11 protein-coding genes are annotated in these 13,038 nt (G+C 68.0%); 6 read left to right on the forward strand and 5 right to left on the reverse strand.

The features are described 5' to 3' along the window. Positions 1-22: 22 nt before the first annotated feature. The gene (gene leuS / locus SLQ30_RS04405) at positions 23-2,890 is read left to right on the forward strand and encodes a leucine--tRNA ligase (protein ID WP_319448912.1); all 2,868 of its coding nucleotides are present in this window, start codon (positions 23-25) and stop codon (positions 2,888-2,890) included. A 60-nt stretch (positions 2,891-2,950) separates the two neighbouring features. On the opposite strand, the gene SLQ30_RS04410 is transcribed toward leuS, so the two are convergent. Together SLQ30_RS04410 and SLQ30_RS04415 are read right to left on the reverse strand one after the other, a co-directional pair. Next, the gene (locus SLQ30_RS04410) at positions 2,951-4,639 is read right to left on the reverse strand and encodes an amidase (RefSeq protein ID WP_319448911.1); all 1,689 of its coding nucleotides are present in this window, start codon (positions 4,637-4,639) and stop codon (positions 2,951-2,953) included. Between the two features lie 5 nt (positions 4,640-4,644). Further along, positions 4,645-5,310 (reverse strand): SDR family oxidoreductase, encoded by a 666-nt coding sequence (locus SLQ30_RS04415; protein WP_319448910.1) that lies wholly within the window; start codon positions 5,308-5,310, stop codon positions 4,645-4,647. A gap of 55 nt (positions 5,311-5,365) precedes the next feature. On the opposite strand from SLQ30_RS04415, the gene ggh reads away from it, so the two are divergent. Then, a complete protein-coding gene (gene ggh, locus SLQ30_RS04420; RefSeq protein WP_319448909.1) occupies positions 5,366-6,706 on the forward strand; it encodes a glucosylglycerate hydrolase in 1,341 nt (446 codons plus the stop codon). A 45-nt stretch (positions 6,707-6,751) separates the two neighbouring features. Beyond that, positions 6,752-7,375: a TetR/AcrR family transcriptional regulator gene (locus SLQ30_RS04425; RefSeq protein ID WP_319448908.1), complete on the forward strand. Its 624-nt coding sequence runs from the start codon at positions 6,752-6,754 to the stop codon at positions 7,373-7,375. Here the strand turns inward: SLQ30_RS04425 and SLQ30_RS04430 are convergent. The 3 genes from SLQ30_RS04430 to SLQ30_RS04440 are packed head-to-tail and all read right to left on the reverse strand — an operon-like array spanning position 7,372 to position 10,348. Next, the gene (locus SLQ30_RS04430; RefSeq protein ID WP_319448907.1) at positions 7,372-8,814 is read right to left on the reverse strand and encodes an aldehyde dehydrogenase; all 1,443 of its coding nucleotides are present in this window, start codon (positions 8,812-8,814) and stop codon (positions 7,372-7,374) included. The genes SLQ30_RS04425 and SLQ30_RS04430 overlap by 4 nt on opposite strands. Positions 8,815-8,828: 14 nt before the next feature. Beyond that, on the reverse strand, positions 8,829-9,533 hold the full coding sequence (locus SLQ30_RS04435; protein ID WP_319448906.1) for an SDR family NAD(P)-dependent oxidoreductase: 705 nt from the start codon (positions 9,531-9,533) through the stop codon (positions 8,829-8,831). Then, positions 9,530-10,348, reverse strand: coding sequence for a TauD/TfdA family dioxygenase (locus tag SLQ30_RS04440; protein WP_319448905.1), 819 nt, complete (start codon positions 10,346-10,348; stop codon positions 9,530-9,532). Before SLQ30_RS04440 ends, SLQ30_RS04435 begins: the two co-directional genes overlap by 4 nt. A gap of 117 nt (positions 10,349-10,465) precedes the next feature. On the opposite strand from SLQ30_RS04440, the gene SLQ30_RS04445 reads away from it, so the two are divergent. Genes SLQ30_RS04445 through SLQ30_RS04455 form a run of 3 tightly spaced genes read left to right on the forward strand, consistent with a single transcriptional unit; the run spans position 10,466 to position 13,022 of the window. Further along, positions 10,466-11,248 (forward strand): glucose 1-dehydrogenase, encoded by a 783-nt coding sequence (locus SLQ30_RS04445; RefSeq protein WP_319448904.1) that lies wholly within the window; start codon positions 10,466-10,468, stop codon positions 11,246-11,248. Then, complete coding sequence (locus SLQ30_RS04450) at positions 11,245-11,991, forward strand: SDR family NAD(P)-dependent oxidoreductase (RefSeq protein ID WP_319448903.1); 747 nt, start codon at positions 11,245-11,247, stop codon at positions 11,989-11,991. The genes SLQ30_RS04445 and SLQ30_RS04450 overlap by 4 nt, the downstream gene beginning before the upstream one ends. A gap of 56 nt (positions 11,992-12,047) precedes the next feature. Next, positions 12,048-13,022 carry a TIGR03621 family F420-dependent LLM class oxidoreductase gene (locus tag SLQ30_RS04455; protein WP_319448902.1) on the forward strand — a complete coding sequence of 325 codons (975 nt, stop codon included), beginning with the start codon at positions 12,048-12,050 and terminating at the stop codon, positions 13,020-13,022. The last annotated feature ends 16 nt before the right edge of the window (positions 13,023-13,038 follow it).

Raw genomic sequence — 13,038 nt, forward strand, 5'->3', positions numbered from 1 at the left:
CCCCGTTGACTACCCTGTTCACGTGACTGATGGGGACGCCGTGGAGCAGGTCCAAGACCTCCCGCAACACCGCTACGGCGCAGAGTTGGCCGGCGAGCTCGAACGAACGTGGCAGGAGGAGTGGGCCCGGTTGGGCACGTTCCACGTGCCAAACCCGGTCGGTTCGCTCGCGCCGCAGGACGGGTCGGCGGTGCCTGCCGACAAGATGTTCGTCCAGGACATGTTCCCGTACCCCTCGGGCGAAGGCCTGCACGTGGGGCATCCGCTCGGCTACATCGCCACCGACGTCTACGCCCGCTACTTCCGGATGACGGGGCGCAACGTATTGCACGCATTGGGGTTCGACGCGTTCGGCCTGCCCGCCGAGCAGTACGCCATGCAGACCGGCACCCATCCGCGGACCCGCACCGAGGCGAACATCGTCAACTTCCGCCGCCAGCTTGGCAGGCTGGGACTCGGGCATGACGCGAGACGCAGCTTCTCCACCACCGACGCCGACTTCTACAAGTGGACGCAGTGGATTTTCTTGCAGATCTTCAACGCATGGTTCGACCCGGAGCTCAAACGGGCCCGCCGCATCGATGAATTGATCGCCGAATTCGACTCGGGCGCAAGGACACCGGCGGACGGCCGAGTGTGGAAGCAGCTCGATGCGGCAGGCCGCGCTGATGTGGTCGACGGCTACCGGCTGGTCTACCGGACGGACTCGATGGTCAACTGGTGCCCGGGCCTGGGCACGGTGCTGGCCAACGAAGAGGTCACCGCCGACGGCCGCAGCGACCGGGGCAACTTCCCGGTGTTCCGAAAGCGACTGCGGCAGTGGATGATGCGCATCACCGCGTATTCCGACCGGTTGCTGGACGACCTCGACGTGCTGGATTGGCCCGACAAGGTCAAGGCCATGCAGCGCAACTGGATCGGCCGTTCGATGGGTGCCTCGGTCATGTTCTCCGTTGGTTCGGCACGCGACTCCTCCGACGTCGAGGTGTTCACCACTCGGCCGGACACCTTGTTCGGGGCGACGTACCTGGTGCTCGCACCCGAGCACGAACTCGTCGACGGGTTGGTCGCGGGACAGTGGCCGGAGGGCACCGACGAGCGCTGGACGTTCGGTGCGGCCTCGCCCGTCGAGGCCGTCGCGGCCTACCGGGCGTCGGTCGCGGCCAAGTCGGATCTCGAACGGCAGGAAGGCAAATCGAAGACGGGTGTCTTCATCGGCGCCTTCGCCACCAACCCGGTCAACGGCGCGCACGTTCCGGTCTTCATCGCCGACTACGTGTTGGCGGGATACGGCACCGGCGCCATCATGGCCGTGCCCAGCGGCGACCAGCGCGACTGGGAGTTCGCGACGGCGTTCGGCCTCCCGATCGTCGAGGTGGTCAGCGGCGGCGACGTCACGCAAGGCGCGTACCACGGCGACGGCGTGCTGGTGAACAGCGGCTACCTCGACGGGTTGAGCGTCGCCTCGGCCAAGGAGGCCATTGTCGCGCGGCTGGAGGCCGACGGCCGCGGGTACGCGCGTATCGAATACAAGCTGCGCGACTGGCTGTTCGCCCGCCAAAGGTATTGGGGTGAACCGTTTCCCATCGTGTGGGACGACGAAGGGCGGGCTCATGGGCTGCCCGAGTCGGCGCTGCCGGTGGAATTGCCCGACATCCCGGACTATGCGCCGGTGCTGTTCGACCCCGACGACGCCGACACCGAGCCGTCCCCGCCGCTGGGCAAGGCCACCGACTGGGTCAACGTCGAACTCGACCTCGGCGACGGGTTGAAGCACTACACCCGCGACACCAACGTGATGCCGCAGTGGGCGGGCAGCTCGTGGTACGAGCTGCGCTACGCCGACCCGCTGAACTCGCAAGAGTTCTGCGCCAAGGAGAACGAGGCCTACTGGATGGGCCCGCGGCCCGCCGAGCACGGGCCCGACGACCCCGGCGGCGTCGACCTGTACGTCGGTGGCGTCGAGCACGCGGTGCTGCACCTGCTGTACTCGCGGTTCTGGCACAAGGTGCTCTTCGACCTGGGACACGTGAGCTCCCGCGAGCCGTTCCGCCGGCTGGTCAACCAGGGTTACATCCAGGCGTTCGCCTATACCGATGCGCGCGGCAGTTACGTGCCCGCTGCGGAAGTCGTTGAGCGCGAAGGCAAGTTCTTCTGGCCGGGTCCCGACGGCGAAGTCGAGGTGGCTCAGGAGTTCGGCAAGATCGGCAAGAGCCTGAAGAATTCGGTGTCCCCCGACGAGATCTGTGACGAGTACGGCGCCGACACGCTGCGCGTCTACGAGCTGTCCATGGGCCCGCTGGAGGCGTCTCGGCCATGGGCCACCAAAGACGTCATCGGTGCTCATCGCTTCCTGCAACGAGTTTGGCGGGTGGTCATCGATGAACAGACCGGCCTCGAGCGGGTGTCCGACCACGAAGCGGTCAGCGATGAGACGCTGCGGCTGCTGCACCGAACGATCGCGGGCGTCGCCGAGGACTACCCGGCGCTGCGCAACAACACCGCGGCCGCCAAGCTCATCGAATACACGAACCACCTGACGAAGGAAGGGGTTTCGGCCCGCGCCGCCGTCGAGCCGCTGGTGCTGATGGTGGCGCCGTTAGCCCCGCACCTGGCGGAGGAGTTGTGGAAGCGGTTGGGCCACGACACGTCGTTGGTACACGGGCCGTTCCCGCAGGCCGACCCCGCCTTCCTGGTGGAGGACACCGTCGAGTACCCGGTTCAGGTCAACGGCAAGGTGCGCGGACACATCATGGTGGCCGCCGACGCGGACGCCGATGCGCTCGAGGCCGCCGCGCTCGCGGACGAGAAGGTCGCCGCGCTCTTGGCTGGCGCCACGCCGAAGAAGATCATCGTGGTGGCCGGCCGCCTGGTGAACATCGTCCTCTAGCGATTTCGGCGCGCTTTTCGGAGTTCAACCCGGAATTCCGCGCCGAAATCGCGAGGGGGGTTAGAGCGGCGGGGTGCGCGGCGGCGGCGTGCGTCTTTTGGCAGTGGCCTCGATGGCGGACCCGTAGCGAAGCAGCGCGACGTCGTCATACCCGCGACCGGCCAGCGTCAGCCCGACCGGCATGCCGATGTCCGCCATCGTGCCCATCGGGACCGTGACCGTCGGGATGCCGAGGTGACGAATCGCCAAGTTGCCGTTGGCCACCCACACCCCGTTGCGCCAGCCGAGGTCGGCGGACGCCGGATTGACGTCCATGTCTGCCGGCCCCACGTCGGCCACCGCGGGGAAGATCACGGCGTCCAGCCGCAACTCGTCCATCCACTCCTCGAGGTCTACCTGCCGGGTGCGCTCCAGCCCCTGCACGCCCTCGGGAATGGAAGGGATGGCGAGGTAGGAGTCGATGGGGTTGGCTCGGATGAACGCCGGATACTCGGCGATGTCGTCGTCGAAGCCGTGGTAACGATCGGCCAGTGCGCCCGGCGGATGCGGGAAGATCCGGCTGCCGTCGACGTCCGCCAGCCGGCGCAGTGCGGGATCGCCGTTGGCGGTGAGGAAGTCGTCCCACGCCCATGCCGAAAGGTCCACAAGCTCGCGACGCAGGTACTCGGCGCTGACCAGGCCGCGGGTCGCGATGGTCGGGGCGCCGGCTCGGTCGCCCTCGTAGTCACTGACGACGGGGAAGTCGACGTCGATCACCTCGGCGCCCGCGGCGAGCAGGTCGCGTCGCATTGCGTCGAACAACTCCAGCACCGACGGGCGGGTGTCGATGCGTTGGCCGGTGGGTCCTCCGATGCCGGTGGCGCCAACGCCTGCGTCGACGTCGGTGTTGACGTACATGCGGGGCACGCCGAACCGCTTACCCGCCAGTGCTTCTCGACCCGCGGCGAGCGCGGGGTACGACGGCGGCCGGACTTCGTCGACGCGTGGAATCGACACCCACGGCTGCGACCGCCAGAAGTCGCCGCGGACGTCCGGGTCCTCGGACACGACGACGTCGAGCACCTCGAGCAGATCGGCCATCGAACGGGTATGCGGCACAACGACGTCCATCGTCGGCACCAGCGGCCACCCGCCGCGCGTAGAGATAACGCCCCGTGATGGCGTGTAGGCACACAGGGCGTTGTTGGAGGCAGGCCCGCGGCCCGACGACCAGGTCTCCTCGCCGATGCCGAACGCGCAGCACGACGCCGCGGTCGCGGTACCGGAGCCGTTCGACGAGCCCGATCCGAACGGCGCGGTGAGATACGCGGCGTTGTATGGGCTTTCGGCGCGACCGTAGAGGCCGCGCTGCATGCCACCGTTGGCCATCGGCGGCATGTTGGTCAACCCGATCAGGACTGCGCCCGCCGCGCGAAGGCGTTCGACGACGTATGAGTCACGCTGGGCGACGAGGTCGGCGAACGCTGGGCTGCCCGCCGCCACGGTCAGGCCCTTGGCCAGGTAGCTGTCTTTCACCGTGTACGGGATGCCGTCCAGTGGGCCGATGGTCCGGCCCGCCGCGCGCCGCTCGTCGGAGGCGGCGGCGTTGGCGCGCGCGCCCGGATCGAGCACCACCACGGCGTTGAGCTCGCCATCGAAAGCCGCGATGCGGGCCAGGTACGCCTCGAGTAGCCGCAGGGCGGTCACGTGCCCGCGTTCGAGCGCGTCGCGAAGGCCGGCGATGGATGCCTCGTGCACCTCGAACGTCATCGGCGCTACCTCGGTCTGACCACTACTTCGTGGACGTGCGCGTCGGGCGGAGCGTTGACCGCTTGCGCGACCATCGCCGCCACGGTCTCGGGCGCCAGGAACTGCTCGGGCACGTAGTCGCGGCCTTCGTAGGCGATCAGGTCCTCTTGCATGGGCGTCGCGATGCGCCCAGGATGTATCGACGTCACCCGCAGGTCGGGCTCGTCGGTGCGCAGCGAGTCCGCGAACGACCGCAGCGCAAACTTGCTCGCCGAATAGGACGCCAGGCCAGGGGACGCATTGATGCCCGCGCCCGAATTGATGAAGACCACCTGACCGCGTGCCGCGCGTAGCGCCGGAAGCAGCGCGAGCGTCAACGCCACCGCGCCGACGACATTGACGGCCATCGTGGCGCGCCACTCGTCGACCGAAGACTCTGCGACCCGGCCCGGGTACGCGGCTCCGGCGTTGTGAATGAGCACGTCGAGTTCGACGATCGGTTCGACGACCGCTTCGATGTCGTCGGGATCAGCCAGGTCGATCGGCCAGGTGGTGGCCCCGAACTGTGCGGCGACGGCATCGAGCCGTTCCGACGGCCGGCCTGCGAGGAACAGCGTGTGGGTGGGCGCCAGCGCGGCGGCGATCGCCTTGCCCAGCCCGCCGGAGGCACCCGTGATCAGTGCTGTTTGCACGGGAATTGACCCTACCGACCTGCGTTCTCCGCGCCGACGCCGCATCATTGAACCAATGCCACCCGATCCCAGCTTTGCGCCGACACAGCTCGCAGCCCGCGCTGCCTACCTGCTGCGGGGCAATGACCTGGGCGCGATGACCACGGCGGCCCCGCTGCTATACCCGCACATGTGGAGTTGGGACGCGGCGTTCGTAGCCATCGGGCTGGCCCCGCTGAGCGTGGAGCGCGCCGTCGTCGAACTGGACACACTGCTCTCGGCGCAGTGGCTCAACGGGATGATCCCGCACATCGTCTTCGCCAACGGGGTCGACGGGTACTTTCCCGGGCCCGCCCGCTGGGCGACGTCGGCGCTCGCGGCCAACGCGCCACGCACCCGCCATACCTCTGGAATCACCCAGCCGCCGGTGCATGCGATCGCCGTGCAACGGATCCTCGACCACGCAAAGACGCGTGGACGGTCGACGCGCGCGGTCGCCAGTGCGTTCCTCGACAGGCGGTGGCCCGACCTGGTGCGCTGGCATCGCTGGCTGGCCGAGGCGCGCGATCCGCAGGCGCGCGGGCGCGTCACGCTGTACCACGGCTGGGAATCCGGGATGGACAACTCGCCGCGCTGGGACAGTGCGTACGCGAATGTGGTGCCAGGCAACGTGCCCGAGTATCAGCGCGAGGACAACAAGATCAACACCGACGCCACCCAGCGCCCGTCGGACGTGGAGTACGACCGCTACCTGTGGCTGCTCGAGGAGATGAAGTCGGTGCGCTACGACGACGAACTCCTGCCCAAGGTGATGAGCTTCCAGGTCGAGGACGTCTTCGTCTCGGCGATCCTGTCGGTGGCGTGCACCGTGTTGGCCGAGATCGGCGAGGACTACAAGCGTCCCAACTCCGACGTGCGCGACCTCTACGAGTGGGCCGAGCGGTTCCGCAGCGGAGTCGTCGCCACCACTGACGAACGGAGTGGTGCCGCAAGGGATTACGACCTACGGGCGGAGAAGTGGGTGGCCACCGAGACGGTCGCCCAGTTTTCACCGCTGCTGTGCGGAGGGCTCCCGCACGACAGGGAGCGCGCGCTGCTGCGACTGCTCGAGGGCCCGCGCTTCTGTGGGCATCCGGACCTGAGGTATTCGTTGATCCCGTCGACGTCGCCGGTCTCGCGGGACTTCAGGCAGCGCGAGTACTGGCGCGGACCCGTGTGGCCGGTCATGACGTGGCTGTTCTCCTGGTGTTTCGCCAGACGTGGCTGGGCCGAGCGCTCGTCGATGCTGCGCCGGGAAGGGCTTCGTCAGGCCAGCGACGGCACGTTCGCCGAGTACTACGAACCGTTCTCGGGGGAGCCGCTGGGCAGCATGCAGCAGTCGTGGACCGCCGCAGCGGTACTGGATTGGCTGGGCTAGCGGCCGTTCGGTAACCGACGGCCCCTCCGCCGTACAATTCGGCCTGTGGCGACACGACGCGGCCGGCCGACGCAGGCCGAGGCGAAGAAACTCGACCTCGCGGTCCGTGAGGCCGCCGTGGCGACGTTCGTCGAAATGGGTTATGCCGGAGCCAGTATGGAGGCGATCGCCCGCGCGGCGGGCATCACCAAGAGGTCGCTGTACGCGCGCTACGCCGACAAGCGCGCGGTGTTCGCCGACGTGATCCCTTGGGCGTTGGCCCGTTACACCGACGACGGCGTGCCGGAGCACGTCGACGACGAGGACGTGGAGACCGCGCTGCTCGCGCTCGGCCGGGCGTCGTTGGCCCGCGCGACGCATCCGCAGAACGTGCGACTCAAGCGCATCGCATTCAACGAGGCAGCCTCGTTCCCCGAGTTCAACGTCTCCGCCGAGTCGATGATGTGGGCGGGCCGCCTGCGTGCGGCCACCGAGGTGCTACGCCGCTACGACGAACGCGGCGCCATCAAGATCGACGACCTCGAACTGGCCGCCGAGCACTTCCTGGCGATGGTCGAGGCGGTGCCCGCCCGGATGGCGGACTTCGGGGTCTTCCGGTCGAAGAAGCAGCAGGAGCGCCATCTTCAGTACGCGGTGAAGCTCTTCCTCCAAGGCGTCGTGCCCCGCTAGCTGCCCGAGATCGACTGACTCGCCAGGTAACCCTCCAAACCTTCGCGGCCGAGTTCGCGACCCCAGCCGCTGGCCTTCATCCCGCCGTATGGGGCGAGCGGATCCATGATGTAGCCCTCGTTCACGCCGAACGATCCGGCGCGCACCCGCGCGGCGATGCCCAGCCCGCGCTCGGAGTCGGCCGTGAACACCGCTCCTGCCAAGCCGTATTCGGAGTCATTCGCGATCGCGACGGCCTCCGCCTCGTCCGAGTAGGAGATGACGGTGAGCACCGGTCCGAAGATCTCCTCGCGGGCGATGCGCATGTCGTTGTCCGCGTCGGCGAACAGCGTCGGTCGGACGTACCAGCCGCGGTCGACGCCGTCGGGCAGCGCGCTGCCTCCGAGCACCAGTCGGGCGCCTGCGCGCTGGCCGTCCTCGATGTAGTCGCGGACGGTGGCCTGTTGGCGCTTGGCCACCAACGGTCCGAGCTGCGTCGTGGGGTCGGACGGGTCGCCCACCGTCAGCGCGGCCAGTTCGGCTTCCAGCGCGCCGACGAATTCCGTTGCCCGCGAGGCAGGTACGAGCACCCGGCTCAGCGCGTTGCACACCTGGCCGCTGTTGGCGAGGCTGGCCATCTGGATCGCCTTCGCGGTGGCGGCCGCGTCGGCGTCGGCGAGCACGATGGCGGCGGACTTTCCGCCGAGTTCGAGGGTGACCTGTCGCAGGCCCGCAGCGCAGGCCATCGCCACCTGTCGCCCGGCTGCCGTCGACCCGGTGAACGACACCTTGTCGACGCCGGGGTGCGACACCAGGTGGGCGCCGGCCGCGCGATCGCCCGGCACCACGTTGAGCACGCCGGGCGGCAGGTCGACCGACGCCACGATGTCGGCGAACAGCAGGGCGTCGAGCGCCGACTCGGGAGCCGGTTTGAGTACGACGGTGCACCCGGCGAGCAGCGCGGGGATGACCTTGCCGATGGTGAGGAACTGCGGCATGTTCCACGGCACGATGGCGGCCACGACACCGACGGGCTGCCTGACGACGCGAATGTCGTTGCCGTAGAAGCCAGGTCGGGCCTCGTCCCACGGATAGTCGGTGGCCACTTGGGCGAACGCGGCCATCGCCGTCAGCGGTAGGCGGGCCTGGACGTGCTTGGCGAACGTGATCGGCGCACCGATCGTCGCGGAGATCAACTCGGCCAACTCCGCCCGCCGCTCCTTGTATGCGGCGGCGAGCCGCTCGACGGCGGCGATGCGCTCACTTGGCGTCAGCCGCGGCCACGGGCCCTCGTCGAACGCTGTCCTGGCAGCTGCGACCGCACGGTCGACGTCGGCGGGTGCGGCCGCGGCGGCGTGCCCGATCACCTGCTCGGTGTGCGGTGAGATGACCTCGATGACGGCGTCGGTGCTCGGTGCGACCCACTTCCCGTCGATGAACAGTTCTCTGCGTTCGTACATCTGGTCTCCTTGAGTTAGGTGCAGCGTCCGCCGTTGACGCCGACGATTTGTCCGGTGATGTACCCGGCCTCCTCCGAGACGAGGAACGAGCACGTCGCCGCGATGTCCTCGGGGAGGCCGATGCGCCGGACCGGAATCCGCGCGGCGATGTCGTCCACCGTTCCGCCGAGCAGGCCTTGGGCCTCGGCCTTGCGCAGCATCGGGGTGTCGATGGAGCCCGGCGGGACCACATTGGCCGTGATGCCCTGCGGACCGTATTCCAGCGCAAGGGTTTTCGTCAGCCCGTTGACCGCGGACTTGGCGGCGACGTAGGCCGCCTGGAACGGTGAGCCGGAGTGGGTGCTCGACGACGAGATGTTGACGATGCGGCCCCAGCCGGCCTCGAGCATGTCGGGCAGCACCGCCTGGGTGACGTGAAAGACCCCGTTCAGATTGACGTCGATGACCTTGGCCCACTCGTCGGGGCGGATGTTGGTGAACTTGCGAAACGAGGTCATGCCCGCCGCGTTGACCAAAATCGTGATGGGTCCCAGCGCAGCCCGGACGGCCGTCAGGGCGGTGTCGAGTTCGGCCCGGTCGGTGACGTCCGCGGTAAAGCCGAAGTCGGTGTCAGACGGCGTCAGGTCGATGGTCGCCACGTGGTTGCCGTCGGCCCGCAGCCGGTCGGCGATGGCTCGCCCGATGCCAGAGGCGCCGCCGGTGACGAGCGCGGTCTTCATGCCCAGGCCTCCCGCCCCTTGACGTGCGTGCGCCGCAGCATGCGGTCCGAGGCCGGGTCGTACGGCAGCGCGCGGTGCAGGACGCCGGTGTTGTCCCACAGCACGGCGTCGCCTCTTGCCCAGTCGTGCGCGTGGCAGAACCGCGACTGCGTCGCCCACGCGAGCAGCTCATCGAGCAGCTCCCGGCTCTCGGCCGCGGGTACGCCGACGATGTGGTCGGCCGTCGCGCCGATCACCAACGAGCGCCTTCCGTCGCGACGTTTCCACACCAGTGAGCTTTCGTGAGTGGGTACGGCGCGCCAACTGGCCAACTCGGCGTCGGTCGGTTCGGGGTTGACCTTGAGTTGGGCGGCCGCGAAGCTGTGCACGACCCTCAGCCCGTCGTACCGCTTGCGTTCGTGGGCAGGCAGATTCTCGTACGCGGCATAGGTATTCGCGAATTCGGTGCCGCCGCCCTCTTCGGAGAGCCTGCGCCCGGTCAGCATCGTCGCGCTCGAGGGGACGTCGCTGGTGGTGTCGTCGAGGTGCCAGTTGAACGCACCCTTGAGGTATTCGGCGAGCTTGTTGACCTTCTTGTCCATCGAGATGGTGGACAGTTCCGTGCCGCCTGCCGTTCCGCCTTCGCCGCCGAACTTCCTGCTGAACGCCAACTGTGCGTCGTCGTCGAAATGCGCCCCGCGGATCAGCAGCACGCCGCGCCACTTGAGCGCCTCTCGGCACTGGGCGATCACGGCGTCGGCGAGCAGATCGCCCGGAGCTCCGAAGTCGACGAGTTCGGCTCCGAGTTCCGCGCTGAGCGCGATGGTTTCGGCCATCTGGAGCAGCCTTTCGGTCGGTGCGGCGGCCGTGGTGGCACCGTGTCACTTCAAATATACTCATGCGTATACTTATGTGGCAATCGCGGGTTCGGTACGGAAGGGCGTGGACGTCACATGGGCCAAACTGACGGCACCGGCCGCCTCGACGGCAAGGTCGCCCTGGTCACGGGGGCCGGGTCGGGCATCGGGTGGGCCACCGCGAAACTATTTGCCGCAGCGGGGGCGCGGGTGGTCTGCGTCGACGTCAGTGGTGCGGAAGCGGATATCGCGGACGCCATCGGCGACCGTGCCGTCGCGGTGCACGCCGACGTCACCAGCGCGGTGGACGCCCAGCGCATGGTCGACGTCGCCGTCGAGCAGTTCGGCGCGCTCGACGTGCTGTTCAACAACGCGGGCATCGGCGCGCCTGCGGCCAAACTCGCCGACACCGACGAAGAAGTGTTCGACCGGCTCGTCGCGGTGAACCTCAAGGGCGTCTTCCTCGGAATGAAGTACGCGATTCCCGCGATGCTGCGGTCCGAACGGGCGGCGATCATCAACACCGCGTCCGCCTCCGGGCTGGTGGGCTGGAAGGGGTTGGCGTGCTATTCCGCGGCCAAGGCGGCCGTGGTGCAGATGACGAAGTCGGCCGCGCTGGACTACGCGCGAACGGGCCTGCGCATCAACGCGATATGTCCCGGCATGACTTACACGGGACGGGCGGGCGCGGCTCCGGACGCTGAAATTCCTTCTGGCGCACACCTGCCGACGCCGATGGCCCGCTGGGGGGATCCGGCCGAACTGGCTGCCGCGGCGCTCTTCCTGGCCAGTGACGAGGCCTCCTTCATCACCGGTGCGGCACTTCCCGTCGACGGTGGGTACAGCGCCAGCGGGCCGATGCTCGCCAGGAAGCCATGACGCGCGCCGCGGTGATCACCGGCGCAGGCAAGGGCATGGGGGAGGCCATCGCCCGCAGGCTGGCTCGGGACGGGTTCGCCGTTGCCATCCTCGACGTCGACACCGAAAACGCTGAACGCGTCGCCGCGGACATCGCGGCGCAGGGCTACCCGGCGCTCGCCGTCGGCGGCGTCGACATATCGGACCGGCAGCAGGTGAACGCGGCGATGGAGCGTGTCCGCAGCAGGCTCGGCCCCGTGCTGGTGCTGGTGAACAACGCAGGCATCACCGGATTCAAGAAATTCCTCCACATCACCGACGAGGCGTGGGATCGCATCCATGCCGTGAACCTGAACGGCACCTTTTACTGCACGCAAGCCGCGCTGCCCGACATGATCGCCGAAGGGTGGGGCAGGGTCGTCAACATCTCGTCGTCGAGCGCCCAGGGCGGCCAGGAATTCATGGCGCACTACGTGTCGTCGAAGGCGGCGATGATCGGGTTGACGAAGTCGCTCGCCCACGAATTCGGACCCATGGGGATCACGGTGAACACGATCCCGCCCGGGTCCATCGTGACCCCGATGATGGAGGGCTCCGCCTCGGACGGGTTGCTCGGCGACCTCGACGAGTTGGCCGCGCGACTGCCGGTACGCCGACTTGGTCAGCCCGACGACATCGCCGCGGCATGCAGCTATCTGTGTTCTGACGAAGCGGGTTATGTCACGGGTCAGATCATCGGAGTCAACGGCGGTCGCGTCACCTGAAATTTAAATATACAAAAGCGTATACTTAACCCGGAATCACGGGTACGCTCACCAACGTGGACAGCCAGCCATTCCGCTTTGCGATCCAGGCGACCAACGCCTCGGGCGGCCGCGCGTGGCGCGAATTCGTCACCAAGGTAGAGGATCTCGGCTACTCAACCTTGTTCCTCGCGGATCACTATCTCGGGCCGGGGCCGGCGCAGAAGGCGGCGCACACCCCACGACAGGACCTGGCTCCGATCGCGGCGATCGCGGCGGCGGCGGCGCACACCACCACCCTTCGGCTCGGCTGCCGCGTCTTCTGCATCGACTATCACGTCCCCGCGGTACTCGCCAAGGAGATCGCGACGCTTGACCTGCTGTCCGATGGCCGGCTCGAGGTCGGCATCGGAGCGGGCTGGAGCGGCGTCGAGTACGAGGCGATGGGGCTCGAATTCGATACGCCGGGGCGGCGCATTGCCAAGCTCAAGGAAGTCGTCGCCCTCGTCATGGCGCATTGCGCGGGCGACGAGCTCGCCATCACCGGAGACTACGTCAACGTCAACGGCTACAAGGGAACTCCGGCTTCAGTTCAGCAGCCTCACCCGCCGATCATGATCGGCGGAGGACGCAAACGGGTACTGACCTACGCCGGCCGCGAGGCCGACATCGTCAGCATCAACACGGTGCCGTTCGCACTGCGCAACGACGACGGTCTGACGCCCCAGGAGGAAGCCGAGCGGCGGTTCTCCTACGTCCGGGCGGCCGCCGGTACGCGCATCGGTGACCTGGACATCGAGAGCTCCCCGTACTTCGTCTCGATCAGTGAGTTCGCAGACGGCGCGGCAGGCGCCTACGACCGGATTGCCACCAAGACGGGCATGGCCCTCGATGTGCTGCGCGGCCATCCGAACGTGCTCGCCGGCTCACCCGACACGGTCGCCGAAACCCTGCAGGAGCGCCGAGAAACCTTCGGCATCAACTACGTCACCGTCCAACAGAACCAAGCCGAACGATTCGCGCCCATCGTGGCGCGACTAGCCGGAACCTGAGCAAGGAGAGGACCAC

Source organism: Mycobacterium sp. RTGN4 (assembly GCF_033804635.1).
In the GTDB taxonomy this organism is placed as follows: domain Bacteria; phylum Actinomycetota; class Actinomycetes; order Mycobacteriales; family Mycobacteriaceae; genus Mycobacterium.

Bases quoted from the DNA above. Each gene is read 5' to 3' on its own strand.
- SLQ30_RS04410 (WP_319448911.1), bottom strand. From the start codon at position 4,639: ATGACGTTCGAGGTGCACGAGGCATCCATCGCCGGCCTTCGCGACGCG.
- ggh (WP_319448909.1), top strand. From the start codon at position 5,366: ATGCCACCCGATCCCAGCTTTGCGCCGACACAGCTCGCAGCCCGCGCT.
- SLQ30_RS04430 (WP_319448907.1), bottom strand. From the start codon at position 8,814: ATGTACGAACGCAGAGAACTGTTCATCGACGGGAAGTGGGTCGCACCG.
- SLQ30_RS04435 (WP_319448906.1), bottom strand. From the start codon at position 9,533: ATGAAGACCGCGCTCGTCACCGGCGGCGCCTCTGGCATCGGGCGAGCC.
- SLQ30_RS04440 (WP_319448905.1), bottom strand. From the start codon at position 10,348: ATGGCCGAAACCATCGCGCTCAGCGCGGAACTCGGAGCCGAACTCGTC.
- SLQ30_RS04445 (WP_319448904.1), top strand. From the start codon at position 10,466: ATGGGCCAAACTGACGGCACCGGCCGCCTCGACGGCAAGGTCGCCCTG.
- SLQ30_RS04450 (WP_319448903.1), top strand. From the start codon at position 11,245: ATGACGCGCGCCGCGGTGATCACCGGCGCAGGCAAGGGCATGGGGGAG.